At 38.6% G+C, this 25621-nt stretch carries 26 protein-coding genes and 2 tRNA genes; 5 read left to right on the top strand and 23 right to left on the bottom strand.

Annotated features, from left to right (window positions below):
- Positions 1 to 12: 12 nt before the first annotated feature.
- A complete protein-coding gene (gene miaB, locus E4O04_RS08095) occupies positions 13 to 1368 on the bottom strand; it encodes a tRNA (N6-isopentenyl adenosine(37)-C2)-methylthiotransferase MiaB (RefSeq protein WP_253707235.1) in 1356 nt (451 codons plus the stop codon).
- Position 1369: 1 nt separating this feature from the next.
- A complete protein-coding gene (lipA, locus tag E4O04_RS08090; protein WP_253707234.1) occupies positions 1370 to 2221 on the bottom strand; it encodes a lipoyl synthase in 852 nt (283 codons plus the stop codon).
- A 148-nt stretch (positions 2222 to 2369) separates the two neighbouring features.
- Here lipA and E4O04_RS08085 point away from each other — a divergent pair, with 148 nt between their 5' ends.
- The gene (locus E4O04_RS08085; RefSeq protein WP_253707232.1) at positions 2370 to 3365 is read left to right on the top strand and encodes a lipoate--protein ligase; all 996 of its coding nucleotides are present in this window, start codon (positions 2370 to 2372) and stop codon (positions 3363 to 3365) included.
- A 92-nt stretch (positions 3366 to 3457) separates the two neighbouring features.
- On the opposite strand, the gene E4O04_RS08080 is transcribed toward E4O04_RS08085, so the two are convergent.
- The 21 genes from E4O04_RS08080 to E4O04_RS07980 all read right to left on the bottom strand — a co-directional run bounded on the left by E4O04_RS08080 (position 3458) and on the right by E4O04_RS07980 (position 22661).
- Positions 3458 to 4408 (bottom strand): ABC transporter ATP-binding protein, encoded by a 951-nt coding sequence (locus E4O04_RS08080; RefSeq protein ID WP_253707230.1) that lies wholly within the window; start codon positions 4406 to 4408, stop codon positions 3458 to 3460.
- On the bottom strand, positions 4405 to 5379 hold the full coding sequence (locus E4O04_RS08075) for an ABC transporter ATP-binding protein (RefSeq protein ID WP_253687846.1): 975 nt from the start codon (positions 5377 to 5379) through the stop codon (positions 4405 to 4407). The genes E4O04_RS08080 and E4O04_RS08075 overlap by 4 nt, the downstream gene beginning before the upstream one ends.
- A 12-nt stretch (positions 5380 to 5391) precedes the next feature.
- Complete coding sequence (locus E4O04_RS08070) at positions 5392 to 6258, bottom strand: ABC transporter permease (protein WP_253687847.1); 867 nt, start codon at positions 6256 to 6258, stop codon at positions 5392 to 5394.
- Between the two features lie 12 nt (positions 6259 to 6270).
- Positions 6271 to 7200 carry a nickel ABC transporter permease gene (gene nikB, locus E4O04_RS08065; RefSeq protein ID WP_253687848.1) on the bottom strand — a complete coding sequence of 310 codons (930 nt, stop codon included), beginning with the start codon at positions 7198 to 7200 and terminating at the stop codon, positions 6271 to 6273.
- 88 nt (positions 7201 to 7288) lie between these two features.
- Positions 7289 to 8824, bottom strand: a complete 1536-nt coding sequence (locus E4O04_RS08060) for an ABC transporter substrate-binding protein (protein ID WP_253687850.1) — start codon at positions 8822 to 8824, stop codon at positions 7289 to 7291.
- 74 nt (positions 8825 to 8898) lie between these two features.
- Positions 8899 to 10593, bottom strand: a complete 1695-nt coding sequence (locus tag E4O04_RS08055; RefSeq protein WP_253687852.1) for a diphosphate--fructose-6-phosphate 1-phosphotransferase — start codon at positions 10591 to 10593, stop codon at positions 8899 to 8901.
- 11 nt (positions 10594 to 10604) lie between these two features.
- Positions 10605 to 11192 carry a recombination mediator RecR gene (gene recR, locus E4O04_RS08050; RefSeq protein ID WP_253710827.1) on the bottom strand — a complete coding sequence of 196 codons (588 nt, stop codon included), beginning with the start codon at positions 11190 to 11192 and terminating at the stop codon, positions 10605 to 10607.
- A gap of 18 nt (positions 11193 to 11210) precedes the next feature.
- Positions 11211 to 11516 carry a YbaB/EbfC family nucleoid-associated protein gene (locus E4O04_RS08045; RefSeq protein WP_253687853.1) on the bottom strand — a complete coding sequence of 102 codons (306 nt, stop codon included), beginning with the start codon at positions 11514 to 11516 and terminating at the stop codon, positions 11211 to 11213.
- Positions 11517 to 11593: 77 nt separating this feature from the next.
- Positions 11594 to 12190 (bottom strand): ribonuclease HII, encoded by a 597-nt coding sequence (locus E4O04_RS08040; RefSeq protein WP_253707228.1) that lies wholly within the window; start codon positions 12188 to 12190, stop codon positions 11594 to 11596.
- Positions 12190 to 14385, bottom strand: coding sequence for a chitobiase/beta-hexosaminidase C-terminal domain-containing protein (locus E4O04_RS08035; protein WP_253707226.1), 2196 nt, complete (start codon positions 14383 to 14385; stop codon positions 12190 to 12192). Before E4O04_RS08035 ends, E4O04_RS08040 begins: the two co-directional genes overlap by 1 nt.
- Positions 14382 to 14984, bottom strand: a complete 603-nt coding sequence (locus E4O04_RS08030; protein ID WP_253687859.1) for a phosphoribosyltransferase — start codon at positions 14982 to 14984, stop codon at positions 14382 to 14384. The genes E4O04_RS08035 and E4O04_RS08030 overlap by 4 nt, the downstream gene beginning before the upstream one ends.
- A 65-nt stretch (positions 14985 to 15049) precedes the next feature.
- Positions 15050 to 16162 carry a glycosyltransferase family 4 protein gene (locus E4O04_RS08025; protein ID WP_253687861.1) on the bottom strand — a complete coding sequence of 371 codons (1113 nt, stop codon included), beginning with the start codon at positions 16160 to 16162 and terminating at the stop codon, positions 15050 to 15052.
- A gap of 72 nt (positions 16163 to 16234) precedes the next feature.
- The gene (mltG, locus tag E4O04_RS08020; RefSeq protein ID WP_253687862.1) at positions 16235 to 17260 is read right to left on the bottom strand and encodes an endolytic transglycosylase MltG; all 1026 of its coding nucleotides are present in this window, start codon (positions 17258 to 17260) and stop codon (positions 16235 to 16237) included.
- A 14-nt stretch (positions 17261 to 17274) separates the two neighbouring features.
- Positions 17275 to 17466, bottom strand: a complete 192-nt coding sequence (locus tag E4O04_RS08015) for a hypothetical protein (RefSeq protein ID WP_253687863.1) — start codon at positions 17464 to 17466, stop codon at positions 17275 to 17277.
- Positions 17463 to 18425 (bottom strand): MBL fold metallo-hydrolase, encoded by a 963-nt coding sequence (locus E4O04_RS08010; protein ID WP_253687865.1) that lies wholly within the window; start codon positions 18423 to 18425, stop codon positions 17463 to 17465. The genes E4O04_RS08015 and E4O04_RS08010 overlap by 4 nt, the downstream gene beginning before the upstream one ends.
- A gap of 28 nt (positions 18426 to 18453) precedes the next feature.
- Positions 18454 to 18900: a YkgJ family cysteine cluster protein gene (locus E4O04_RS08005; protein ID WP_253687866.1), complete on the bottom strand. Its 447-nt coding sequence runs from the start codon at positions 18898 to 18900 to the stop codon at positions 18454 to 18456.
- Between the two features lie 72 nt (positions 18901 to 18972).
- Positions 18973 to 19054, bottom strand: a tRNA-Tyr gene (locus E4O04_RS08000).
- Positions 19055 to 19059: 5 nt separating this feature from the next.
- Positions 19060 to 19134, bottom strand: a tRNA-Thr gene (locus E4O04_RS07995).
- Between the two features lie 99 nt (positions 19135 to 19233).
- Positions 19234 to 19845, bottom strand: coding sequence for a hypothetical protein (locus tag E4O04_RS07990; protein WP_253687867.1), 612 nt, complete (start codon positions 19843 to 19845; stop codon positions 19234 to 19236).
- A gap of 2 nt (positions 19846 to 19847) precedes the next feature.
- Positions 19848 to 21794 (bottom strand): NAD-dependent DNA ligase LigA, encoded by a 1947-nt coding sequence (gene ligA, locus E4O04_RS07985; RefSeq protein WP_253707224.1) that lies wholly within the window; start codon positions 21792 to 21794, stop codon positions 19848 to 19850.
- Positions 21795 to 21806: 12 nt separating this feature from the next.
- Entirely contained in the window at positions 21807 to 22661 is an 855-nt protein-coding gene (locus E4O04_RS07980) for an RpnC/YadD family protein (RefSeq protein WP_253707222.1), read from the bottom strand.
- 129 nt (positions 22662 to 22790) lie between these two features.
- Here E4O04_RS07980 and E4O04_RS07975 point away from each other — a divergent pair, with 129 nt between their 5' ends.
- Genes E4O04_RS07975 through E4O04_RS07960 form a run of 4 tightly spaced genes read left to right on the top strand, consistent with a single transcriptional unit; the run spans position 22791 to position 25620 of the window.
- A complete protein-coding gene (locus tag E4O04_RS07975) occupies positions 22791 to 23825 on the top strand; it encodes a polyprenyl synthetase family protein (protein WP_253707220.1) in 1035 nt (344 codons plus the stop codon).
- Between the two features lie 3 nt (positions 23826 to 23828).
- Positions 23829 to 24353: a tetratricopeptide repeat protein gene (locus E4O04_RS07970; RefSeq protein WP_253694831.1), complete on the top strand. Its 525-nt coding sequence runs from the start codon at positions 23829 to 23831 to the stop codon at positions 24351 to 24353.
- A gap of 2 nt (positions 24354 to 24355) precedes the next feature.
- Positions 24356 to 25159: a TIGR00282 family metallophosphoesterase gene (locus E4O04_RS07965; protein WP_253707218.1), complete on the top strand. Its 804-nt coding sequence runs from the start codon at positions 24356 to 24358 to the stop codon at positions 25157 to 25159.
- Positions 25141 to 25620, top strand: a complete 480-nt coding sequence (locus E4O04_RS07960; protein WP_253707216.1) for a SoxR reducing system RseC family protein — start codon at positions 25141 to 25143, stop codon at positions 25618 to 25620. The genes E4O04_RS07965 and E4O04_RS07960 overlap by 19 nt, the downstream gene beginning before the upstream one ends.
- Position 25621 lies beyond the last annotated feature (1 nt).

Here is a 25621-nt window from a genome sequence, read left to right as displayed (position 1 = left end):
CTTTTTATTTTATTATATAAGGTTTGCCCTAAAAGTTTTACCCTTTAGTTCTTTTAACTCTGCATGGGCAAAATTCCCTATTAAGCTTTCAGGCGGATTGTCTTGGATTACGGTCATTTCCCCTTGTTCGGTATGTCCGAAAAGCTCAGAGTTGTCATTCCTCGAATGGGATTCAACCAAGATATCTATCTTTTTACCGAGCTTAGCCTTCATTTTTTTTGCCGTAATTTTTAATTGTAAGTCGATGACACGTCCGAGCCTTTCTATTTTTATTTCTTCAGGAATTCTGTCAGGATAATTAAAGGCTCTTGTTCCTTCACGCGGATTATAATGATACATAAAGGCCGAATCGAATTCTATTTCCTGCATCAAATCCAATGTAGCCTTTACATCATCTTCAGTCTCTCCGGGGAAGCCCATCAAAATATCCGTACTCAAGGCTATGTCGGGAATGGTTTCTTTTAGACGTTTTATTCTGTTTTTATAGTGTTCTATAGTGTAAATCCTGTTCATTTTTTTTAAAATTGCATCGGAGCCGTGCTGAACCGGAAGATGAACAAGTTTGCAAAGTCTTTTTTCGGCAGCGATTGTATCTATTAAAGCATCGGACATATCCTTAGGATGGCTCGACATAAAGCGTATCCATCTTATCATATCGGTTGTGTCGGCTTCCCTTGCTATAAGGCGTAAAAGCTCCGGAAAATTTATCAACCTGCCCTCCCCGTCTACCCCTTTGTATGAGTTTACGTTTTGACCGAGCAAGGTAATTTCCCTCACCCCCCTTGATGAAAGTTCAGTAATTTCCTGCAAGATCTCATTTACAGGACGCGAAACCTCCCTGCCCCGAACATAGGGCACGATACAATAGGTGCAAAAATTATTGCAGCCGTTCATAATGGGCACATAGCTTTGAAAAGATTTAGGAGAATGGGAAAGAGGAGCAAAATAATAACCGGATGCAGGTTTTTCTTCGATATTGTTGTTTGTAAATTCAGCCATATAACCTGAATCTTTGAATCGAGCCTCAATTTCATCAAAAATTTGCGGCAGCAGGTGCCGCTCAAACATTCCTACAACGTAATCGATAAGGGGAAATTCTTCCTGTATTTCGGTATAAAGTCTTTCCGCCATACAGCCGATCAAAAGCACAAAAAATTTTCTCTTTTTTTTCAAACCCGAAAAATGTCCTAATCTTCCTAGAACTCTGTTTTCGGCAGTTATACGCACGGAACAGGTGTTTATTATAAGTAAATCGCAGTGTTCGGCATCGGATGCAGCTGTCCAACCCTTTTCAAGCAAGACCTGTTCCATAGAGGAGGATTCAGCCTGATTCATCTGACAGCCGTATGTTTCAAAAAAGTAAGTCATATCAGCTCAGTACATGCCTTTCAGCGTGATAGCTGGAACGCACAAGGGGTCCGCTTTCCACAAAGGAAAAGCCTTTTTGCAAGCCTATTTGTTTATATTCTTCAAAGACCTCAGGCCTTACATATTCTTTAACCTCAATATTTTTTACAGAGGGTCTTAGGTATTGGCCAATGGTCATTACCTTACAATTTATTTTGCGTAAATCGTCCATGGTTTCTAAAATCTCATCCCTTGTTTCGCCAAGGCCCAACATAATACCGGATTTGCATACCAAGCCGGAATCGGCAATTTGTTTTAAAACTTTGAGAGAGGTGTCATACGTAGCTCTGCTCCTGACATGGGGAGAAAGCCTGCGTACCGTTTCAAGATTATGAGAAATAACTTCAGGTTTTGCTTCGATAATCATCGATACCAAATCTTCATGGCCTTGAAAATCGGGGATTAAAACTTCCATCGTGACATTAGGAGTTCTTTCTTTTACGGCTTTTATAACCTTTACCCAATGAGAAGCACCAAAATCTTTTATATCGTCCCGATCCACCGAAGTTAAAACTACATGTTTTAATTTTAAGGCCTCAACAGATTGAGCTATTTCCATAGGCTCATTAGGGTTTAGGGGTAAGGGAAGACCGGTCGGTACATTACAAAATTTACATGCACGAGTACAGATATTCCCGCAAATCATAAAGGTTGCAGTTCCGCACCTCCAACATTCTCCCTGATTAGGGCATTTGCCGCTGGTACATATTGTGTTTAATTTATGCAGTTTAATCGTGTTCGATACTTCGTGTGAAAGTTCTCCAGTGGGAAGTTTTATTTTTAACCAATCCGGTTTTCTTTGAGTACAATTCATAACTACGCCTTAAAAATTATTTTTTCTATATGTTAAAACAATTATATGTTAAAACAATAAAAAGGTCTAGGAGGGACGAAAAAAAGTTAAAAAGCTTTTTTTTTAGATACTCTTGCATAAAATTTGTTTTTTAGTATAATATTTTTTCATGAAATACATAGTTAACAATTCGCATGACCCCGAATATAATATGGCCTTTGAAGAGTACTGCTTTAGAAACCTTCCTTTGGAAGATGAGGAATATGTTTTTTTATGGAGTAACAGCCCCACTATTCTTTTAGGTAAAAATCAAAACACCTATCAGGAAATAAACGAAAAATATATAAATGAAAACGGTATAAAAGTAGTCAGGCGCATTACGGGCGGAGGAGCCATATATCAAGACCTCCAAAATATAAACTTTTCTTTTGTTACAAAAACAAAGGGAAACGAAAAGATCGATTTTAAAAAATATTATATTCCGATTGTAAACGCTCTAAAAAAAATCGGAGTTGATGCAGAACTTTCAGGAAGAAATGATGTTACGATTGACGGACAAAAATGTATAGGAGCCTCCCAATCCGTATGGCAGGGACGAGTTTTAAGCGACGGCTCCATTCTTTTTAATGTTGAAATGGAAGCCCTTTCCAAGGCTCTCACAGTCAGAAAAGAAAAACTTGAATCGAAGGGTGTAAAGAGCGTCCGCTCAAGGGTTACAAACATAAAGCCCTATTTAAAACGGGATATTACCGTAGACCAATTTAAGGATGAACTTTTAAAAGCAATCTTTGAAGTTGAAAATCAAGAGCCTGTAGAATATAAGCTTTCGGAAGAAGAGCTTAAAGGCGTGATGAAGATTTATGAAGAAAGGTTTTCCCGCAAAGAATGGAACTATGGAGCCTCTCCCAAGGCCGAATATTCTTACTATGAGAGGTTTCCTATAGGCAGTATCGAAGTATTTTTTAATGTCGAAAAAATGAAAATAAATTCTTTAAAAATTCACGGGGACTTTTTCGGTACGGCCGATAAGGCAGATATTGAAGAGCTTTTAAACGGCTGCGAGTATTCTGAAAGTGTTTTAACCCAAAAATTATCGGATGTCGATTTAACACCCTACTTCGGAAACATAGAAAAAGAAGCTTTTATAGGAATGTTTTTTAAATAAACTTTTTTATTTAAGCAAAAAGCGATTAAAAATTTTATTTGTCAAAAAAAGCACCGATTAAAAAACCGGTGCTTTTTTATTAAAACTAAGCCTTATTTTAAATGACAGGCTACAAAGTGGCCGTTTCCTCTGTCTTCAAGATCAGGGCGGACTTCGGAACAGATGGGCATCTTGTGTGCACATCTTCCGCAAAATACGCAGCCCTTAGGCGGATCGATGGGACTTGGAACATCTCCGGGGAGAATTATTCTTTCCCTCTTTAAACCGTATTTCGGAATAGGAATTGCAGAAAGCAAGGCCTTTGTATATGGATGGATAGGGTTTGAAAATATCGATTTATAATCGGTTATTTCGACTATTTTTCCCAAATACATAACGGCGATCCTGTCGCTTATGTGTTTAACTACACTCAAATTGTGGGATATAAAAAGATAAGTAAGGCCGAATTCTTTTTGAAGCTCGGCTAAGAGGTTCAAGATTTGCGCCTGAATACTTACATCCAAGGCAGAAACCGGCTCGTCCATAACTATGAATTTGGGCTTTAGGGAAAGGGCCCGGGCAATACCGATGCGCTGCCTTCTTCCGCCGTCCAATTCATGAGGGTAGGAGTCTTCAAGACGTTCTTCCAATCCTACAATACTCATAACCTCTTTTACCCTTTTTTGTACTTCGGCCTTTGTTTTATAGGCCTTGTTTACGTAAAGGTAGTCTGCAATGAGCTCAAAGGTGTTTAATCGAGGATTTAAAGAAGAATAAGGATCCTGAAAAACAATCTGCATATCCTGCCGCATCATTCTCTTATCCTTGCGGCTCTTATATTCAAGGGTATTATTCCCTTCAAATATTACCTCGCCTGCTGTAGGTTCATGCAATCTTAAAATTGCCCTGCCTGCCGTAGATTTTCCGCAGCCGGACTCACCTACAAGGCCGAGAGTTTCACCCTTGTTTATGCTGAAACTTATATCGTCTACAGCATGAAGGAGGCCTTTTTTTGTGGTAAAATATTTTTTTAAGTTTTTAACTTCAAGAATCGTACCGCTCATTTTTCACCCCCTTTGTCAAATAAAAAGCATGAAACGCAGTGGGAATCATCCAAATCGATCATCTTAGGAACTTCACATTTACACCTTTCGGTTGCAAACTCGCATCTCGGATGAAATTTACAGCCTGTAGGAAGGTCTACAGGGTTAGGCGGAGCCCCCTTGATAACATGTAAGCTTTCTTCATCGGCATCCAGTGTCGGAATTGAAGCAAACAAGCCCTTTGTATAAGGATGTTTCGGATCAGTGTAAAGTTTTTCGACAGTACCGTATTCGATAACCGAACCTGCATACATAATTGCAACATGGTCGCAAATTTCGGCAACAATTCCCAAATCGTGGGTTATCATAATCATCGAGGTATTGTACTTATTTTGAAGCTCAATCATAAGTTCCAAAACCTGAGCCTGAATTGTAACATCCAAGGCTGTTGTAGGCTCATCTGCAATGATTAACATGGGATTACAGGCAAGGGCCATGGCAATTACAACCCTCTGCTTCATTCCGCCGGAAAACTGGTGCGGATAATCGTTGATTCTTTCCCTTTTTATACCTACAGTTTCAAGCATTTGAGCCGTTTTTTCTTTTAGTTCTTCTTTTTTTAAGTTTTGATGAAGGGCTAAAACTTCGGCAATCTGCTCGCCTACGGTCATAACAGGGTTTAAGGAGGTCATCGGATCTTGAAATATCATCGAAATTTTATTTCCGCGTATTTCCTGCATTTCTTTTTCGGTTTTGCTTAAAATATCTTCCCCGTCAAAAGAAATTTTGCCGCTGACTATTTTTCCCGGAGGATTCGGTACAAGCCTCATAATTCCTAAGGCTGTAGTGGTTTTTCCCGCTCCCGTTTCGCCTACAAAGCCAAGGGTTTCACCCTTTCCCAGTTTTAAGTTTAAATTGTTTACGGCTTTTGTTTCCCCTGCTTCGGTTATATAGTAAATACTTAAATCTTCAATGTTTAATAATTCTTCCATAAAAAGCCGTCCTTATCGTTTTAATTTTGGATCAAGAGCATCGCGCAAACCGTCACCCAAAACGTTGAGGGCAAAGATTGTAATAACGATGGCGAGTCCGGGGAATAAGGTTAGATGAGAGTAGCTTCTTATATAAGCTCTTCCTCCCGAAAGCATGGCTCCCCATTCGGGAGTCGGAGGCTCAAGGCCGAGACCTATAAAACTTAAACCCGCTGCATTCAATATTGCATAGGCAACACCCAAGGTTGCTTGAACAATTATGGGCGCCATACAGTTGGGAATTATGTGTTTGAAGATAATTCTAAAATCTGAAGAGCCCCCTGCCCTAGCCGCTTCGATAAATTCCATATCTACTATGGACATAACCGCCGAACGGACTATTTTTGCATAGCCGGGAATTCCTGCAATACCTACTGCAATCATCAAATTCCCAAGGCCGGGGCCTAAAGAAGCAACTATGGCTATCGCAAGAAGGATATCCGGAATAGCCTGCAAAACATCTATAAAGCGCATTAAGGTTGTATCGACTCTTCCTCCGAAGTAGCCTGTAACGGCCCCGATAAAAGAACCCACAATCAAGGCTATACCTACGGATATAAAACCTACCTTTAACGAAATTCTTGCACCGTAAATAACACGGCTTAAAATGTCGCGGCCGAACTCGTCCTGTCCGAAAGGATGGGCAGCACTAGGGCCTGCAAATTGATTATCCAGATCAGTGCCGTCAAATGTATAGGGGGCTACAAAGTCTGCAAACACAGCCATTAATACCAAAACTATAATTATAAACAAGCCCAGCATTGCAAGCTTATTTTTACTCATTCTATGAAAAACGCCTCTAAAGCCGTTTAGTTTTTTTCTGTCTTTTATTGTTTTCATCTTGCCGGTCTCCTATGTATATTGAGTTTTAATTCTCGGATCGACATAGGTATAAAGTATATCGACAATTAAATTAACAATGGCAAATGTTACTGCAACAAATAAAACGCATCCTAAAACTACAGGAGCATCACGCAATTTAATGGAGTCGATCATGAGCCGTCCTATTCCGGGAATAGAAAAGATAATTTCGGTCATAACTGCACCGCCCATGAGCTGGCCGAATTGGATACCTACTACAGTAATTACAGGTATAAGAGAATTGCCGAGGGCATGCTTGAAAACAACAATTTTTTCTTTTTGTCCCTTTGCCCTGGCTGTTCTTATATAATCTTGACGGATTGTTTCAAGCATACTTGAGCGTGTCATTCGTGTTAAAACTGCAACGGATTGAGCACCCAGAGCCAAAGCAGGCAAGACCATATGCTTAAAGCCTGAAAAGCCGGACGAGGGAAACCAGCCTAATTTTACCGAAAATAAAAGAATCATCAAAAGTCCAAGCCAAAAAACAGGCATCGATAAGCCTATTAAGGCAAAAACCATTGTGATATGATCAAAAACCGAATATTGTTTTATTGCAGATATAATCCCTAAGGGTATTCCGAGACAAATTGCAACTATGGTTGAAGAAACTGCAAGCCTTATGGTAGATCCTACACGGGAACCTATCTCCAAAACTACAGGCTGCTCGGTAATATAAGAATCTCCTAAACTTCCTCGAAAAACAATATTTTTTAAATAGCGTCCAAATTGGACCAAAAAGGGATCGTTTAAGCCCATTTTTTCTCTGAGCTTTAAAACCTCCTCAGGCGATGCATTTGTTCCTAATTTATTTCGAACAGGATCGCCAGGTGTAAAATATAAAAGCGAAAACACTATCACCGATACACCGAACATTACGGGTATCAATAAAAGAATTCGCCTTATTATGTATTTAAGCATACTACATCCTCACTGAAGCACTTGAAAGAAAAATTAATAAAAACAAGAAAGGCCGGACCCTTGTAAAACAGGATCCGGCTTATTTTAGTTATTTACCGGCAGGTTTGATATTTCCCAAGAAGTGATGTCCTAATGGAGATAAACGTAAACCTGTAATATTGCTTCTTATTCCGGCAGCCTGCTCTCCGTTGTATTGGAATACTGCAGGTGTTAAATACATAATTCTTTCTTGAATCTGTTCGTAAACCTTAGCTCTTTCGGGACCGTCTAAAACTCGGCGGCCTTTAATGATAAGCTCGTCAAGTTCAGGATCGCTTAAGAAAACATAGTTTCCGCCCGGGCCTCTTGAAATTGAATGGAAACAAGGATAAACAACCATATCGGGATCCGGTGTATCAGAAGACCAGCCGATTTCGAATAACTGCTGCTCGCCTTTTTCCAACATTTCAATGTATTTTGACCATTCAAGAACTTCGATAGAAAGATCGATACCTACATCCTTAAACTGTTCTTTCATGATAACGGCCATATCGATTCGTTCTTTTCTTTCATTTGTTGAAAGACGAATTTTTAATCCGTTTTCATATCCGGCTTCTTTTAAAAGCTTTTTAGCCTTTTCTACATCCCTGGGAATCGGCTTTAATTTGTTTGCAATCGAATAGCGGATAGCCGGAGCATAGGGGCCTGATGCAGTGCGGCCTAAGCCCTTCCAAACAGCCTTTACTATTTGATCGGTATCAATGGCACATGCAACAGCCTGTCTAACTCTGACATCATCAAGAGGCGGCTTACCGCAGTTCATTCCCATGTACTGAGTTAGATAGTCAAAGCTTCTGATAAGTTTAATTTCATTATTGCCCTTGAATCGGTCCAAATCGTTGGGAGAAACATCATATACGATATCGGCTCCGCCTGATTCAAGCTCGATAATTCGGTTAGTGGGTTCCGGGATAATTCGGAATTCGAGGTACTTGTAATAGGGCTTTTTACCTTGATATTCTTCATATCTTTCAAATTTTATTTTGTCCGATTTTGTATGACTTACAAATTTATAAGGGCCGGTTCCTATGGGCTTTCGTGCATATTGATCGCCTGCTGCTTCAACAGCTTTTTTATTTACTATGTGAGCAGATGAGTGGCACAAGGCTGTTAAAATACCTGCATAGGGAGCCTTCATTCTAAATTTTACAGTATAGTCATCAACAGCTTTAAGGGTATCTGGATCAATATCGGAAAAGATATGAGCTACAGCAGGTGAAGCAAAAGCTCTTAAATAGCTGAATACGACATCAGAGGCTTTAAGCTCTTCTCCATTATGGAATTTTACACCCTTCCTCAAATAGAAGGTATATTCCATTCCGTCGGCAGAAATATCGTACTTTTCGGCCAGGGCAGGAACAACCTCATTATCGGGAGTAATGGCTATAAGGCCTTCATACATCTGCATCATTGCATTTGCAGAATATGAATCGTTTTGTGCACTCGGATCCATTGTTATGGCATCACTGGACATAGCGACAATTAGAGTCTGAGATCTAATATCGGCAGCCTCTCCTCCTCCGCAAGAAATGATGAAAGATGATAACACCATCATCAAAATAAGAATACCAAAAAATTTCTTCATTAATACACCTCCTATGTGCATATAAAGTAATTCTACCACCGCAGTTTTTGTTTGTCAAGTTAAGCAGTTTTGTTTTATATATTTTTTTTACCTTTTTTTCTCTTTTCTTTTAAATTTCCTTTTTCAAGTAAGAGGGTTTTAGTAGGTATATCGCAAACCTCGAGATCTCCGAAATATTGAATAGCTCCCGGAAATCTATAAACCGTTTCAATAGCCCACTTATCCCTATTTTTTTCATAGGTTTTAAAAGGTTTACCCTTTAGGTCGACTACGGATTTTTTTATAACAGGTACTATCTTCCCCTTTCTCCTTTCCAAATTCATCATCATTGAAAGAGGAATGCCGCATGGAAGCCAATGCTCTACATCATCGGTCAAATTTCTAACCGAAGATATATAGCCTGAAAAACCGTTTAAGGCCAATAAGAAGGCTGTAAAGCCCAAGGTATAACAATAATCCGAATCGAAGTTTGAAGGAAAGGCCGAGCGTCCTTCATAGCCGAAAAAGTGAGCATAGGTACTGAATTTTCCGTTATAAGTCCCTTCTTTTTTCATTTCGGCTAATTTGCGTCCTACCAAGTCTATCAAAAGCTTTTCCGTTTCAATACGGGAAACTTGAACGTTTCCGTGAGGATCGCGGTCCATTAAAAGCTGTAAAGAAATGTTTTCAGGGAGGCTGTCAAAAAGTGTAAAGGATTTTTTGGACAGGTGTTTTTGCAGCCAAGATTTTTTTCCTGCAAAGGTCTTTATCTTTGAAAAGGCTGAAGTTTTTCCGGCCATAAGATCGTTTATCTCTTCAATCAATTCATCCATTTCAGGGATAAATTCTATAATTCCTTCCGGAACTAAAACAACCCCGAAGTTTTCTCCCTTTTTGGATCTTTTTACAATTATATCTACAATGTAATCCGTAACCTGCTTTAAGGTAACTTTTTTTTCTGCCAACTCCTCACCGATTAAACAAACATTAGGCTGGGTTTTTAGGGCACATTCAAGGGCTATATGACTTGCAGAGCGGCCCATGAGCTTTATAAAATGCCAATACTTTCGTGCGGAATTTACGTCTCGGCAGATGTTTCCAATAAGTTCCGAATAAAGTTTTGTTGCAGTGTCAAACCCGAAGGAGGTTTCGATATATTGGTTTTTTAAGTCTCCGTCTATTGTTTTTGGAACACCTATAACCTTTGTATTTAATTTTGCCTGAATAAAGTATTTTGCCAAAAAAGCTGCGTTTGTATTTGAATCGTCTCCTCCGATTATTATAAGGGCATCCAGCTTTAATTTTTTTACGTTTTGGATTGAGCTTTCAACCTGCTCTTCAGTTTCAATCTTCGTTCTTCCTGAGCCGATTATATCAAAGCCGCCTGTATTTCGATACTTATCTATTAAGGCTTTTTTGATTTCAACATATCTCCCCTTTACCAAACCTTCGGGGCCGCTTAAAAATCCGTAAAGCTTGGAATTTGGATTTCCTTTTTTTAAGGCATCAAACAATCCCGAAATTACGTTGTGTCCTCCCGGAGCCTGTCCTCCTGAAAGAATTACCCCGAATTTTAAAGGCTTGTGTTCTACTTCGGATTCTCCTTTTACAAATCTGATAATGGGCATTCCGTAAGTATTGGGAAAGATTTCTTTTAATTCCGCCTGGTCAGATTGTGCATGTGTAGCCTCTCCTTTTTCAGGCTTAATCAAACTCAAAGGTTCCGCAAATACTTTTGGGATTTTCGGTTCGTAATGGTAGCGCAATCTCTGCATTGTGGATTCATTCATTTTTTACTCCTTTAAAATTTAATTCGGCCGTTTAAACTTCTTGCAAGTGTTAAGCGGTCGGCATATTCCAAATCTCCTCCGACAGGTAAGCCTGAGGCAAGCCTTGTTATATTAACAGGCAGGTCCTGTAATATTTTTTGAATATATAGGGCTGTAGTATCGCCCTCGATTGTAGGGTTTGTTGCAAGAATAACCTCGGTTATTTTGCCTTCATGAATACGTCTTATAAGCTCGCTTATATGTAATTGGTCGGGGCCTACACCTTCAAGGGGGGCTATGAGACCTCCCAAAACATGAAACAAACCTCTGTATTCGGGAATTGAAGAAATTGTATTTACATCTTGAGGAAAGCCTACTACACAGATAAGACTTCTATCCCTTGTTTCGTCTGCACAAATAGAGCAAAGCTCATCTTCGGTATAAGAACCGCATACCTTACAAGGGTGAATCTTTTCGTGTAAGCTTGAAACGGCTTCTGCCAAGCGAAAGGCATCTGCGGGACCTTGTTTTAAAAGATGATAAGCGATACGGGCCGCACTCTTATGTCCGATACCGGGAAGCCTGGAAAATGAATCTATAACGGCATCAATAGCATTCATCAAACTTAATCCCCATTTTTAAAAAGGTAAACCGCCGGCAAGATTTGCAAGGGGGCCCAGTTTGTTTTGTAATAGTTCTTTTAATTTTGCTACGGCATCATTATGAGCAGCCCTAATTAAATCCTGAAGCATAGGGACATCACGATTATCTACAGCGATAGGATCGAGGAATATGGATTCAACTTCAAAACTGCCCCTTAAACGGATTTTTACAAGACCTCCGCCCGATACACCTTCTACAACTTCTTGATCTAAATCGGCTTTAAGATTAGCAATTTTCTCCTGGATTTCTTTTGCATTTTTCATAATATCAAAAGGATTCAATTTACACTCCTCATACACTTTTTTTATTGTAATAACTACGAACAGATTAACATTTTTTTATAAATAATACAAGAGCGTTATATTTTTTTAAGAGAAAAGGACTTCCTTTGAATAGGACTTGGACCGTTACTTCTAATTGCTTCCATGTGTGTTTTAGTACCATAGCCCTTGTGTTTTTCATATCCATATTCGGGATAAAGCCAAGAGTACCGCATCATCATTCTGTCCCTTGCGGTCTTTGCTAAGATGGAAGCTGCCATAACCTCATAAACGGAATCATCAGCTTTTACCAGAGCCTTTATCGAAGAACAATTTTTAATATTCGGGATTGCGTTACCGTCAACAATAATATCCGGTTCTGCAAATTTAGTATTATTTAATTTACATACTTCTTGAAGTCTTAAATAAAGACCTTGATAAGCCCTTTCCATAGCCAAAAAAGTTGCCTGTAAAATATTTTTTTCATCTATTTCGTAATTGGATGCCCAGCCGATAGCCCAAATAACATTGGAGTCGGCATACAGGATTTTACGCACTTCATCTCTTTTTTTTTCTGTCAATTTTTTTGAGTCCTTTAAAATTGAAATATCAAAACCGGTTGGAAGGATAACGGCTGCGGCCGTAACGGGGCCTGCAAGAGGGCCTCTTCCTGCCTCATCTATACCGCATAACATTAAGGTTCTCTTTCAATTGATTTTGAAAAACCTCTGACAATGGGCTTATCTTTAATATCCATTTTTGAATTTTTATTATACCAAACAGCAGTATCCTTATTTTGTGCCGCTTCAGGTAAACGGATAAGATTAAGCCTTCCTAAAGCTATTTCGGAATTCCAAGCTTCCAAAAATCTCGCAGTAAAGTTCGGACTAAGTGAGGCTTTTAGATTATCAAGCTCAATAATCGAATTACCGGCGGAAATTGCTGCAACCGAAAATCCTGTTCCTGTAAAATCTATATTTTGAAAAACGGCCGAAGAATTATTTATGCTAAATATGAGGCAGTGCTTTGTCTGTTCCGAAATTACCTTAGTATCGGATATATCCAAATGAGAATAAAAAGAACTTAAAACAGGCCCGCCTTCAAAGGCTTGAAGACTTACATTATTGAGTTTTATACTTGCCTTATCGGCATAAATTATCGGGACCTCACGCGGCTCCTCAGTTCTTTCCCTTCTAAAAATATTGCAGTTTTCAATTTCAAAATTAGCACCTATTACAACAAAACCCGAATTTTTAGAAAAATGAATTGAAGGTTTTTGACCTGCAGAGGTAATTTTTATATTTCTTGTAACAAGCACAGCTTCATTTAAAATACAATCCCCTCTTACATATATCTTCCATTTTTCGCCGCTTACCTTATTTTTTTGTGATAGAGATGCCTTATTTATATAATCCACTGCCTCATAAATAGTAGAAAAAGGCTTTGAAGGATTTCCGTCGGAATTTTTAATCTTATAATTATAATCTACATATACGGCATTTTTATCTATTATGAACTCTTTTTTGATATTTGCACTCTTATTGCCGGCTTCATCCTTATTGTAAATGTTTACTGAGTAAACGGTTTTTTCACCTACAGAGCCGGTTAAAACAATCTCGTCTTTTGAGGGAGAGGTAAAAATAGGAGGTTCTATTTCAACTACCGTCTCATCCGAAACCGATTTAATTTTTATTTTTACATCCGAATTTGTAGGCGATACAGGCGGGGTAAAGGACACTTCAGGACGTTCAGGCGGCAGCTTGTCTATAGTAAAAGAGGTCTGAAACTCGCCATGAAAGAGCTCTCCATAGAAAGCTCTTATTTTAACATCAAAAAAGCGTTCTTCTTTTATTCCTAAATCAAAAACATGGGAACCGTCTTTTTTAAATCGAGGAGAATGTTTATCCGGATAAATATAAGTATGGCCGTCACCTGTTTCAAAAAAATAAGTATAACGCTCATCATCAAATTGAAGTTCAATATTTCTATTTACAGCTGTTTTGGGAACTGAGGATAAAACAGGTTTTTTAGGTAAAAAGATCTTATTTACATTTTCGTCCTTTGCTTTTACCCAGTATAATATAGAATCTTGGGTTCTATCAATAAAAACAGGTCCGTCATAGATATTCAAAAGCTGAGAAGCCTCAGGGATTGCTTCTTCCGTTTTTTTTATCAAGTAATAAACCGGCATATCGGAGTTAAATTCCAAAAAATACCAATTTAAAATATTGTACTCAAAACCTTTATCAAAATAGTCTTCATTAAAGGACGGCTTAGGTATTTTAGGAGAGGGAAGTCCTGAGGGGGATACTTCATAGTTTATTATCTTCTCCGTAATATCACCCGATTCGGTTACGGCCTTTATTCTAAGCTCTATTTTTCCTTCTTTTTCAAGGTTTATAGGTCCTGTATATAAAAGGCCGAAGTCCAAGGGATCACTTCCGTCAACGGAATATATAATTTGTGTCTTAGGAGGAGACACAATTATAAGTTTTTGGATCTCATTCCAATTACCTTCCTTAGGACTTAAAATATTTAAAAGTTTTTTTTCTTCCAGCGGCCCAATAATCAAATGAGAAGGCCTGCTCATTTTGCCTGACGAGTTTTGTACCCAAACACAAAGCTCTGTTCCAAAATTAAAAAAAGGCCTTTCTCCTTTTTTTAGTTTACCGCTTGCATATAGATTAGTGAGGGGATTAAAAGCCCGATAAAAAGCATCATTTCCCTTACTTTCGGGATATTTTATGTCAAGATTGACCCCGTCTTTTTTATAGTATTGTTTTATTTCAAGCTCATCCAATTCATAGCAATTTAAATCTAAAGCAAACAAGCTAAAAGCTGCTATAATGAAGCCTATTTTAAAAATGCTATAAATCTTAACTTTTTTCAATTTATTATTCCTTTAAAAACATCTCTTAAAGCCGGATTTTTTGAATAATAATTTTCTTCAAGTTCTGCACCTGAAAGCCCTACCAATTCATGGCTCATATAGTGAATCCATAAGTTATCTTTTTCGGTATAAATATCATGCTTTCTGCACCAATAATCCGGATGATGCTCATATTGTTCTTTTTTATCATGAAAATATTTATAGTCATGGACGGCAATTTTTATATTCTCTCTTTTTAATCCTTGTTTAATTAACTCATCTACAAGATAATTTATTGTAGCACCGGAATCGAAAATATCGTCTACCAATAAAACTGAAGCATTGGCAGGGAGTTTGCTTGGATGAAGAGTCCAACCGTCTAATATAACTTCCGAGTTATTATGAACTCCGGAATAAGAGTGTGCGACAACTGTTGAATACAAAATCTTTTTTTCATTTTTATAGGCTATTTTAAAAAATTCGCTTATCACATTTGCCAGATAAGCACCGCCTCTCATGGAAGCATAAATAACATCGGGAACATATCCCTCATCATACATCTTTCTTGCAAGAATAAGTCCGTTATCTCTTACCGTATTGTAATTTAAAAATTCTTTCATAAAATCCTCGCGATAGATAGAAGATTATATCATTTTACGGTATATTTTTCAATATATTTTTTATTTTATTTTTTTAACAGAGAATCTATGTATTCGATAGTTTGATGTGCTGTAGTCTCCCAATTATATTGTTTTACCCACTCAAAACCCTTGTCTATCATTTCTTTTCGTTTTACGGCATTTTTATCGCAATCTATTAAAGAAGAAATAGCTTCTGCAATCTCCTCCGGTTTTTTTGAATTAAAAAACAGGGCTGAATCTCCGGCAATTTCGGGAAGGGCTCCGGCCCTTGCACAAGCAACCGGAACACCGCATGCCATGGCCTCAATAACGGGTAAGCCGACTCCTTCTATCATCGAAGGAAAGACACAAAGGTCTGCCGATGAATAAAGAGGAGGAAGACTTTCATGAGGAAAATAACCTGTGAGTAAAATATCCGAAGAAAAACCTGATTGTATTACAGCATTATGAACAGCCTCGGAATTATCCCCGTCAGAGCCCGCAATAACAAGGCGATGAGGAGAACCTGTTTGTTTTTTAAATAATGCAAAGGCCTTTATCAATTCTACATGGCATTTTTCGGCATGAGTCATACGGGAGGCATAAATTATATAAGGTCGTTGAATTGCAAAGGGCTGTATTAAAACCCTGTCTTCATCATTTGTAATAGGTTTAAAAAGAGACCCGTCAATGCCGTTATATATTACTTTTATATCGGAAGACTTAACTCCGAATTGAGCCAAATCGTTTTGAATATATTTTGTAGGACTTATAAGGCCTGAGGCATTTTTAAGTGTGCGTTTTAAGCCCATTTTTGCAATAGGTCCAAGATCCGCAGATAAAAGACCTTGAATAACCAAAATAGACGGCACCGTAAAACTAGGAGGTAATAGATCTACCCCTGCAGGATAAATGACGGCATCGTATCTTTGCTTTTTTATAAAAGAGTTTAAATTTTTAAAATGCCAAATTTTTTCCGAAAATTTTGTATCGGAAATATCTATACCGGTAAAAGAAACATAATCTATATCGGATGTATATGTATACTTATCAAGTTCGGGACCGAAAAGCTCGAATTCGTAATCATTTTTAGGCAGATTCTTTACAAGAGACAGTATATAAGAGCCTATGCCTGAGCGGCCGTGATCACATCCGAATGCATCAACTCCAATTTTCAAAACAAATTCCTCCGAACAGGAATCATTATATCATAAATGATAATTTTATTCTATAAGTACCTAAATTTAACCTTATTGTCCTGCCGCTTTTTTTAATAAAAGACCTTCTCCGGCCTTATTGTGTTCACTTATAGTTTTTGTAAACACATGTTTTCCGGTATCCGGATCTATAAGTCTAAAATAAAAATAATCCGTATTTGCAGGATTGCAAGCGGCATTTAAGGCCGTAAATCCCGGATTTGAAATGGGACCGGGAGGAAGACCTTCATGAATATAGGTATTATAAGGACTAGGAATTTCCAAATCTTCATAAAAAAGACGCTTTGGATGTTTTTTATTTTTGATTTCGGTAATTATGTATTCAACGGTTGCGCATGACTGAAGCCCCATGTTTATTTTAAGCCTATTGGTAAAAACGCTTGAAATTATAGGAGCTTCTTCGGGAAGTTGGTATTCCCTCTCGATAATGCTGGCCAAAATTACCTTTTTATAAATTTCGTTAAACTCTTTAGGAAAATTCGGAATAGATGAAGCTTTTTCAAAAAAAGTTTTTATGATCATTTTTATCATCATCTCAGGGCTGTCTTCTTCTCCAAAAAAATAGGTATCGGGATATAAAAAACCTTCGGCTGTTTTTGCCTTAATTCCGTTTTTTTCTAAAAATTCGGAGTTTTCCGTTATTGCAATAAAGTCTTCGGCCTTTATAAGACCTGCATTATCAAAAACTTGAGCGGTCTTTTTTAAGGTTAAGCCCTCAGGGATTGTAAGTTTTTTAAGGGCCTGAGAACCTTGTGTCAGCTTATGCAGGATATCCTGAGTCGTCATTTCGGGCTTTATTTGATAGGTTCCGGCTTTTAAATTAAGCTTTTTAAACCTAAGATAAGCATAGGCATAAAGCTCTGAGCGTATAAGATTTTTACTCTTTAAATCGCTTATAACTTTTTTTGCAGCAGTACCCCGGCTTATCTTAAACGTGACAAGTGGCTCTGAAAATTCTAGGGGAGGCCTATTGAGAGACAAAACGAAAAATATAGAACCGGCAATCACAAGACCGATTATACAGAATAATATTGTTATAATATTTGATTTATTTTTCATAAAGAAATCCTTTTTTATAAGCTGGTTTGTTCAAAAAAAGCCTCTGCTTCTCCTATGGTCATCTTTCCATACACATAGGATTCTGCAAAATCTGATAAGGGCTCCAAAACTCTCGGTAGCGAATCGGCATTTTTTCTGAGGTATAAGGCCAGCTGCTTTAATTCGTTATCGGAAAATAAATATGATACGGATTCGGTTTCAATCATATTAAAAAAGACCTGCCTTCTTGAGCAATAAAAATTTCAATATCGGGAGCACGGGAACAGTCCCTATACCAGTCGGCTGTTTGTTTGAGCGAAAAAACTTTTTTATCCTGATATGTAGGCTCATGATGAAAAAGAGCAATGCTTTTTATATTCCAGCCGGCTGCAAAATCTATGGCAACGGAAAAGGTAGAGTGCCCCCACCCTTCTTTTTGGATTGAATCGGTAAGAGTGTACTGAGCATCAATTATAAGCATCTCGGCATCCGTATAAAATTCGGCGTTTTGTTCGTTTCTTTCAAAATCTCGCGGACGAAGTTCCGTATCTGTGGAATAAATTATTTTTTTCCCGTTTTCAATTACGGAATAGGCTGTACATCCTCCCGGATGGCGTACGCGATGCCAGCCTATCTTTGTATCGCCTATTTCAACATATTTTTGATCAGGCTCAATATATTTAAATTCAAAAGAAGCACCGAAGCCGTCTTCTCCTAACATGGAGATAGGAAAATACGGATACTTCATTTGATCTTCTAAAAATTCTTTTGCTTTTTTTCGGGTACTGTAAACAATTATCTTATTTCGGGGGTCATAGGCAGGATTAAAAAAAGGAAGACCTTGTATATGATCCCAATGAAAATGTGAAAAAAATAAATGATAGGTTGTATTTTTTCCGTAGTCAGGCCTTTTCATTAAATCGATTCCTAACTCCCTGATTCCTGTTCCGGCATCAAAAATAAGGTGCTCACCGTCATCGGTTTCAACCTCAACACAGGAGGTATTGGAGCCTATAGTACCAAAGAGCCATTTAGGAAGAGAGGCTAAAAATCGTTCCCTTGAATCCTGACTTTCCAAGTCTTTTAGAGTTATTCTTTGGACTACAGCAGCAATCTTACTTTGAACTTGTGCCGGCGTAAGCGGAGCCGGAAGCGACCCCCTAACACCCCAAAATTTTACCAGCATAAATACTCCAAAAATTCTTTTTTAAATTTTAATCTACTCTACGCTTAATACAGGGCTCAGCTTTTCGCCTTGTAAGAATCTTTTCAATCTTTTCGGCAGAATAAAATTCACCCTTTCCCATGCCGGGGCAATATTGGGCATTTAGATCCCACATATCCTTTGAACTTAAAATCGAATTCCAAAAAGGAAAATCCGAGCATTGACGGGGTCTGGCAGTATAAGCCTTACAACCATCGTTCCAAAGTATACAGTCATAATTGGGTTTTTCTTTTAAAGAGAGGTACTCAAAACCATCATCCTTAGAAACCCATCGGCAATATACTTTTATAAATTCATCTTTCGGCATACCTGCCCAATCCAATAATCTCGAAAGATCAAGTTCGGACAAAAATACAAATCCCGGATCAAATCGGCAGCAGGCCGAACATCTTGTGCATGAAAAATTTAAACCACTTTTCCAGAATTGATTATCCATGACACTAGTATAAAACAAAAAAGGGATTGTTTCAAGCTCTTTTTACCAAAAGACTTAAAACAATCCCAAAAATGGGGAGTCAAGGATTCGGACCTTGGAAGGCATAGCCAACAGATTTACAGTCTGCCCCCTTTGACCGCTCGGGAAACTCCCCATAAAAGCCAACTTAGGGATTCGAACCCTAGACCCCGAGATTACAAATCACGTGCTCTGGACCAGCTGAGCTAAGTTGGCATAGACAACAAAAGCGAGTTTACTCGATATACCGAATTTTGTCAATAGGTTTTATGAAAATTTTAGATAATTTTTGGATATCTTTTAAAAACCGATTTTTTAGAGGCTTCCTTTTATAAATTTGATTTCTCCGTCAGATCCGGCATACAAAAGATATTCCGTATCGGGTTTAAAGTTACGTAAATTTACTGTTTTTATCCTTGCATAAGAAAAAACCTTTAAAAGGTAGGGGGAAAAAACTGCATATCCGTAAAGGCTTTTTATAAGCTCTCTTTCTTCCTTTGAAAAAAAAGAATAATCGTAAATTGCAGGATACCCATTTCGGTTATAATAATCAAAAAGTTTTACACCTGTGCCGTACTTTGACTCATTCGAAAAAAGGCGGTAAGGAAATACAATCGAACCTGACTCAAAGGTAAAAACTATACATTCAAGATTAAGCTCCCATCCATGCCAAGCCCTTTCGTAACTGTTTATAAGATCTCCCTTAGGCGTAAAAAAAGAAATAACGGCACTGACCGTTTCGGTATTTTGTCCGAATGTTTTTATCACCGTGCCCGTATTATAAATACTTAAATTTAATTTGGAAAGTTTTTGTTTGACGGAATCTAATTGATAATTATAAAAGTCTGCCAATCCGAAGATAAAAAAAAACAAGAGAGAAACGGATAAAAAAATAATTAAAAACCTTTTTTTTCTCTTTAACGGCAAAATTACACCTTTCCAATAAGTTTTAAAAAAGCCTCTTCAGTTATGATGGCTGTTCCCAATTCTTTGGCCTTTTTGTTTTTAGATGAACCTGAATCCGGGGTATTGGTTACAAGATAACTTAGGCCCTTTCCAACGGAGGATTTTACGGTTCCGCCCTTCTCTTTTACCAAGGTCTCAGCTTGAGCCCTCTTCATCGTCTTAAGCTCCCCTGTAAAACAAAAACTCATTCCTTTTAAAACGGCCCCCTCTTCGGCCGAAAGGGGGGGCTTAATTTTTATAAAGCCCTTATCAACCAATCCTGTCATCTCATCTTTTAAAATCGAAAGATTGGTTACCAAGGTACGGGATAGTACCTGCCCGAACTGATAAACATTTGCGAAATCTTCTTCTGAGGCTTTAAGAAGTTTATCCAAATCATCAAAACCTGCTTCTTCAAGTTTTTCGACCATGGCTTCGCCGATTCCTTCTATGTCGAAGCCTGCAATAAATTTGGTTAAACTTATTTCTTTTTTGGAATGAAGAGCCTTATATACCTTTTCGGCAGAGAGCTTTCCCATACGGTCGATAGCCGCCAATTCTTCAACGCTGAGGGTGTATAGGTCCGTAATCGAATTTACCCGCCCCATCTCAAAAAGCCTTCTTATAAGGGTAATGCCGAAATCCCTTATATCGAGAACGCTTATCCATTTTTCGATTCGGTGATGAATAAGCTTAGGGCAGCTCATATTGGGGCAATAAAGCCGGGTTCCCTCATTGGTAAGAGTGGTGCCGCAAACCGAGCAGGTATCGGGATATTCTATCTCCTTAGCATCCGGAGGGTTTTCTGCAAGGGCTTCTATTTTCGGGATTATCTCCCCCCTCTTGGTTACCACTACATGGCTTCCTGTTTTCAGGTTGAGGGCCTTGATTATATTGGGGTTTGCAAGGCTTGCTCTTTTTACGGTAGTGCCTGCAAGGCGCACGGGCTCTATAAGGGCTATGGGTGTATAGGTTGCCCCCGACTCGCTCCATTCGATTTCTTTTAAGACTGTAACCGCTTCTTCGAGGCTGAACTTAAAGGCGATCTGTTTTTCGGGCCGGGCTCTTTTCATGTCATCGGGATCGATTGTATCGTTTTTTATTACAAGGCCGTCTATATCGTAGTCCAAGGAAGGACGGATATCCATAACATGGGCCCTATATTCTATTACCTCATCGATGCTTTTACAGTATTTTACTTCAACACAATTAAAGCCCGCTTCTTTAAGCCAGAGGAGTTTTTCTGATTCGGTTTTAAAGGGGGCTTCTCCCGTAAAGGGGCGGCCTATGCTTCCTTGGACGGCATCATAGGCAAAGAGGTTTAGGTGCTCGCACATTTCCCCGGTCTTTTTTTTCATAAGCCCGTTTGCGGCATTTCGGCAATTAGCCTTATCCTTAAAGTATTTTTGATGAACGGAACGGAGCATTATAACCTCGCACCTGATTCCTCCCGAAAAGGGTTTAGCCCCATCGGCACCGGAACTGCCTTTTACCTTAATTTCTTTTATCAGCCCCTTCATTTTAAGAACATTTTCGGTTATATCGTCTCCGATTTTTCCGTCGCCTCTGGTAACGGCGCGCACAAAGCGGCCTTCTTCGTATTGAAGCTCAAGACTCGCTCCGTCCATTTTATATTGGACGATATATTCTTTAAAGGGCATCTTTAAGGCCCAGGCCTCAAAAGAAGGCGGATCGGCAGCCTTTTCCTGACTTCCCATAGGAATAATGTGTTCGGACTTTGGAAAACCGTCGGTAGATTCTACAGGAACGGTAAAAAAAAGTTTATTTTGAGGATCCAGTTCCCTTAACTCATCCCAAAGAGCATCGAATTCCGCATCCGAAATTTCAGGCTGGGCATTATAATAAAGGTCTTGATGCCTTTTAATAGTTTTTTCAAGGTCTAAAATTCTTTTTTCTTCAGTTGTTACCATATTGCTCATTTTTTAAAGTTTTTCTATTTCCATTGCGGAAAGGCCTGTAACTTGTATAATTTTCTGAGTTGAATCCCCCAGCTGTTTTAACAACCGTGCAGTTTCAAGTTTTGCTTGATAAGATCCGTCAGCAAAAGCAATTTCCCTTTCTTCTGCACGCTGCACGGCTATATCGGTTTCATAATTATATTCGGCTAGTAACATGTTCACCACCTCCTTAGTCTTGCGTTTTAAATAATCACGCAAAATATCATTTGCTATACATTCTTCAACGGCTTTTTGAAAGCCGTTTTGAGAATCATCTTTTTTCCACCTCCGTACGGTGTCTACAAATACGGTATACTCATACATAGTTTTGCAGTTTTCCAATACAGGATGACGGTTTTGCCGGTTTATGTTGATGACCTTCACGGTCAACTCAAGATTAGGTTCTTTTATCTTTTCTGTAAAAGCTTCAGACAGTTGTAATATTTTGTCACATGGAAAAGGTTCTTCTCCATTGTAGAAAACATAAAACTCGGGCGTCGGAATATTTAATAGTTTACGGCTGTATTTTTCTTTCGATTCAAATATAGTTTCATAAAGTCTGCTGATATATTCAAGGCAACGCAAAGGCATATTGGGGTTGATAGTTGATTGATGCTCTGCTAAAACTATTATTTTGTTATCTACAAGATAAGATACATCATTATAGAATGCCATATATAAAACTTGATCAAGTCTGATATTTTTCATCCTTTCGGTAGCCGTAAGTGAAGTATCATGCAAAGCATTATATAGTGATAAAAAATTTTCTTTTGCGTTTTCATCTTCTGCAAAAAGGTCGACAAAAACTGAATCCTTATATTTTCTGTTTGCCGTACTCATATCTATTTCCTCATTATTTGAATTATAGCATAAATTTAAGGATTTTAAAAGCTATAGGTATTAATTTTAAATAAAGTATACTTTAAAATCAATTGCCAATTTTATGCTTTTGTGATATATTGTGAAGTGATGAGTAAATTAAACAAACGGCTTGAAAATATCGAAAAGACTCTTGATTTATTTTTACCCGAAAATGTAACATCCTCTTGGATTTCTCAAAGTTTCGGCGAATTAAATGCAAATTTGTCCGATGACTTTTTTTTAAATATAATTAACCCTGTAAGGGATTTGGTAAAGCGGGGCGGAAAAAGGTGGAGACCCCTTCTATGCGTACTTTCATGTGAATTGGCCGAAGGCGATCCCGAAAAGGCCTACCCCCTTACCCCCCTCATAGAGTTTTGCCATACGGCAAGCCTTGTCCATGACGATATAGAAGACAAGTCCGAAACCCGCAGAGGGGCTCCGGCTGCTCACATAAAATACGGGCTTGACACGGCCTTAAATTCCGCCTCATGGCTCTATTTTGAAGCCCTTAATCCCCTAATCAATTATGAGACATCCGAATCTGTAAGGGCCGGAATATACTCGCTTTATTCTCAAAATTTAAGAAGGCTTCACTTAGGGCAGTCGATGGATATAGGCTGGCATTCAAATCCCGATATCATTCCGTCCATCGATGAATACATAACTATGATAAGCCTAAAAACAGGCTCGCTTGCAAAGCTGGCAGGAGAGTTGGGCTTTACAGCTGCCGGTAAGGCTATGAATGAGATTTTGGAATATGGAAAACTTATGACCGATATGGGAATAGGTTTTCAGATCTTGGACGATGTTAAAAATATTACCGACGGAAATGCGGGGAAAAAACGCGGAGACGACATAGTCGAAGGCAAAAAAAGCCTACCGGTAATTTTTTATGCAGAAGAAAATCCTCGAGGCGCCGAAAAAATAAAGCTTTTATTTAAACAGGCAGCCAAGGAAGGAATAGAATCTCCGGCCGTAGAAGAGTGTATTTCGGCTATTTCTTCTTCAAGGGCCGTAAAAAGGGCCGAAAATTACGGTAAAAAGATTGTAGAAGCTTCATTGATAAAGCTTCAAAATAATTACGAACAAAACGAAGCAAAAGAACTTATATTCGATTTGTTTAACACGATATTGAGGTAGAAAATGCAAGAATCGGCTCAATTTTTTAACGATACGGGAGTCAGCATGTCGATGCAGGGTTTTCATAACGAAGCCATAGCCTGCTTAAAAAAAGGACTTGCCCTTGAACCCGACAACAGCCTCATGTGGCTTAATCTCGGCTTAAGCTACTACGCGGCAAAAAGACAAAACGACAGCAAATTTGCCCTTTTTCAATCTTTAAAATACAATCCCTATGAGGCCGATGCCTGGGATTCTTTAGGCCTTGTTCTATTTGAAACGGGGGACATCGATCAGGCCGAAAGAGCCTTTGAAAGCGCCTTAAAACTGGAACCTGAAAACGGCCGGGTTTGGAACAATTACGGAACTGTGCTTTTCAATAAAGAAAACTATAAGGCTGCAAGAAGAGCCTTTGAATCGGCCGTTACCCTTGACCCCGAAATGGGAGATGCAGTGTTTAATTTGCGTGACACCTATCTTGAATTAGGTATGGATAATTTAGCCGAAAAATGCAATAAGATTTTAAAAGAAATGGATTATCAAGAATAAAAATGAATATTTTATATATTGCCGAAATTACAGGAAAGGCAGGTGTTTGGCTTGTAAAGACACAACTTTCAAATTTAAAAGAAAAATATAAGGCCGACTTTGTTATAGCCAATGCAAACTCTGCTACAGGTTCAGGAGGTCTTGGAAAGCAGCATGCCGTCTATTTAAAAAAATTGGGAGTTGACTGCATAACTTCGGGAGATTTAATCTTTCAAAAAAAAGACTTGGTGGATGACCTCCATAAAACGCCTCATGTACTCCGCCCCTTTAATCTTCCATCAGAATCTCCCGGTCAGGGGTGGAAAATTTTTAACTTAAAGAAAAATAAAAAAATAGCTGTAGTTTCAGCCATCGGAAGAATAGGCCGGCACAAGATCATGGCAGAAAATCCCTTTACGGAAACCGAAAAACTTATTTCTCAATTAAAGGAAGAAGCGGATCTTATCTTTGTAGATTTTTCTTCATTTGCAACTGCCGAAAAGCAGGCCCTAGGCTTTTTACTTTCGGGAAAGGTTTCAGCCCTTATCGGCTCAGGAACAAGGGTTCAAACGGCCGACGAGTGTATTTTAGAAAATAAAACGGCCTATATAACGGATGCAGGCAGAACAGGAAGCCTTAACTCGGTCGGGGGATATGCGATTGAAGATAAGATAAGGGAATACCGAACCTGCCTTCCCGATTTTGGAAAAGACGCCTGGGCCCGCCCCGCCCTCCAGGGCCTTTTTATCAAAACCGATGATGACGGAAACACGATAGAAATAAAAAGAATTTTTGAGGAGTCGGAACTTTGCAAAGAAACGGAATAGTTACCTCAGTATGGATCGATAAGAATACGGAAAAGATAAACATAGATTTGGATAATTCACAGACTGAAGACTCCTGCTCTATAAAACAAAAAAACTGCTATGCGGTAAAAAGCTGTGCAACATGCGGGGGCTGCGGCTTTGCCGGAAAAAACAAGGAAACGGGTCTTTTTGCCGTAAGCGGAAATAAGATTACGGCCTTAAACAAGAGCGGCAGAAATTTAAAAAAGGGAGACCCTGTTATTGTCGAAATTAAGGAAAATCAAACAAGAATTCAAGCCCTTTCTTCGGTTATCCTTCCTATCCTCATGGCCATTGTTTTCAGTTTAAGCTTCTATTTCTTTTTTTACACCGAAAAAGCAATTGTAGGCGGGCTTTTTTTTGGCCTCATCATAGGAAGTGCCCTAGCCTTTTTACTAAAAAATAAGATGGGAGATAAGGCCCTGCCTCAAGTAATAGGTTGAT

It is taken from the genome of Treponema sp. OMZ 799, assembly GCF_024181365.1.
GTDB lineage: Bacteria > Spirochaetota > Spirochaetia > Treponematales > Treponemataceae > Treponema_B.
The sequence above is the reverse complement of the archived record's forward strand: the minus strand, read 5'-3'. Positions and strand labels throughout refer to the sequence as shown.

Bases quoted from the DNA above. Each gene is read 5' to 3' on its own strand.
- mltG (WP_253687862.1), bottom strand. From the start codon at position 17,260: ATGAAAAATAAATCAAATATTATAACAATATTATTCTGTATAATCGGT.
- E4O04_RS07975 (WP_253707220.1), top strand. From the start codon at position 22,791: ATGAGTAAATTAAACAAACGGCTTGAAAATATCGAAAAGACTCTTGAT.
- lipA (WP_253707234.1), bottom strand. From the start codon at position 2,221: ATGAATTGTACTCAAAGAAAACCGGATTGGTTAAAAATAAAACTTCCC.
- ligA (WP_253707224.1), bottom strand. From the start codon at position 21,794: ATGGTAACAACTGAAGAAAAAAGAATTTTAGACCTTGAAAAAACTATT.
- miaB (WP_253707235.1), bottom strand. From the start codon at position 1,368: ATGACTTACTTTTTTGAAACATACGGCTGTCAGATGAATCAGGCTGAA.
- E4O04_RS08005 (WP_253687866.1), bottom strand. From the start codon at position 18,900: ATGGATAATCAATTCTGGAAAAGTGGTTTAAATTTTTCATGCACAAGA.
- E4O04_RS08030 (WP_253687859.1), bottom strand. From the start codon at position 14,984: ATGAAAGAATTTTTAAATTACAATACGGTAAGAGATAACGGACTTATT.
- E4O04_RS07970 (WP_253694831.1), top strand. From the start codon at position 23,829: ATGCAAGAATCGGCTCAATTTTTTAACGATACGGGAGTCAGCATGTCG.
- E4O04_RS08055 (WP_253687852.1), bottom strand. From the start codon at position 10,593: ATGAATGAATCCACAATGCAGAGATTGCGCTACCATTACGAACCGAAA.
- E4O04_RS07980 (WP_253707222.1), bottom strand. From the start codon at position 22,661: ATGAGTACGGCAAACAGAAAATATAAGGATTCAGTTTTTGTCGACCTT.
- nikB (WP_253687848.1), bottom strand. From the start codon at position 7,200: ATGCTTAAATACATAATAAGGCGAATTCTTTTATTGATACCCGTAATG.
- recR (WP_253710827.1), bottom strand. From the start codon at position 11,192: ATGAATGCTATTGATGCCGTTATAGATTCATTTTCCAGGCTTCCCGGT.
- E4O04_RS08085 (WP_253707232.1), top strand. From the start codon at position 2,370: ATGAAATACATAGTTAACAATTCGCATGACCCCGAATATAATATGGCC.
- E4O04_RS08010 (WP_253687865.1), bottom strand. From the start codon at position 18,425: ATGCTGGTAAAATTTTGGGGTGTTAGGGGGTCGCTTCCGGCTCCGCTT.
- E4O04_RS08080 (WP_253707230.1), bottom strand. From the start codon at position 4,408: ATGAGCGGTACGATTCTTGAAGTTAAAAACTTAAAAAAATATTTTACC.
- E4O04_RS07965 (WP_253707218.1), top strand. From the start codon at position 24,356: ATGAATATTTTATATATTGCCGAAATTACAGGAAAGGCAGGTGTTTGG.
- E4O04_RS08070 (WP_253687847.1), bottom strand. From the start codon at position 6,258: ATGAAAACAATAAAAGACAGAAAAAAACTAAACGGCTTTAGAGGCGTT.
- E4O04_RS08040 (WP_253707228.1), bottom strand. From the start codon at position 12,190: ATGTTATGCGGTATAGATGAGGCAGGAAGAGGCCCTCTTGCAGGCCCC.
- E4O04_RS08015 (WP_253687863.1), bottom strand. From the start codon at position 17,466: ATGATTGAAACCGAATCCGTATCATATTTATTTTCCGATAACGAATTA.
- E4O04_RS08075 (WP_253687846.1), bottom strand. From the start codon at position 5,379: ATGGAAGAATTATTAAACATTGAAGATTTAAGTATTTACTATATAACC.
- E4O04_RS08060 (WP_253687850.1), bottom strand. From the start codon at position 8,824: ATGAAGAAATTTTTTGGTATTCTTATTTTGATGATGGTGTTATCATCT.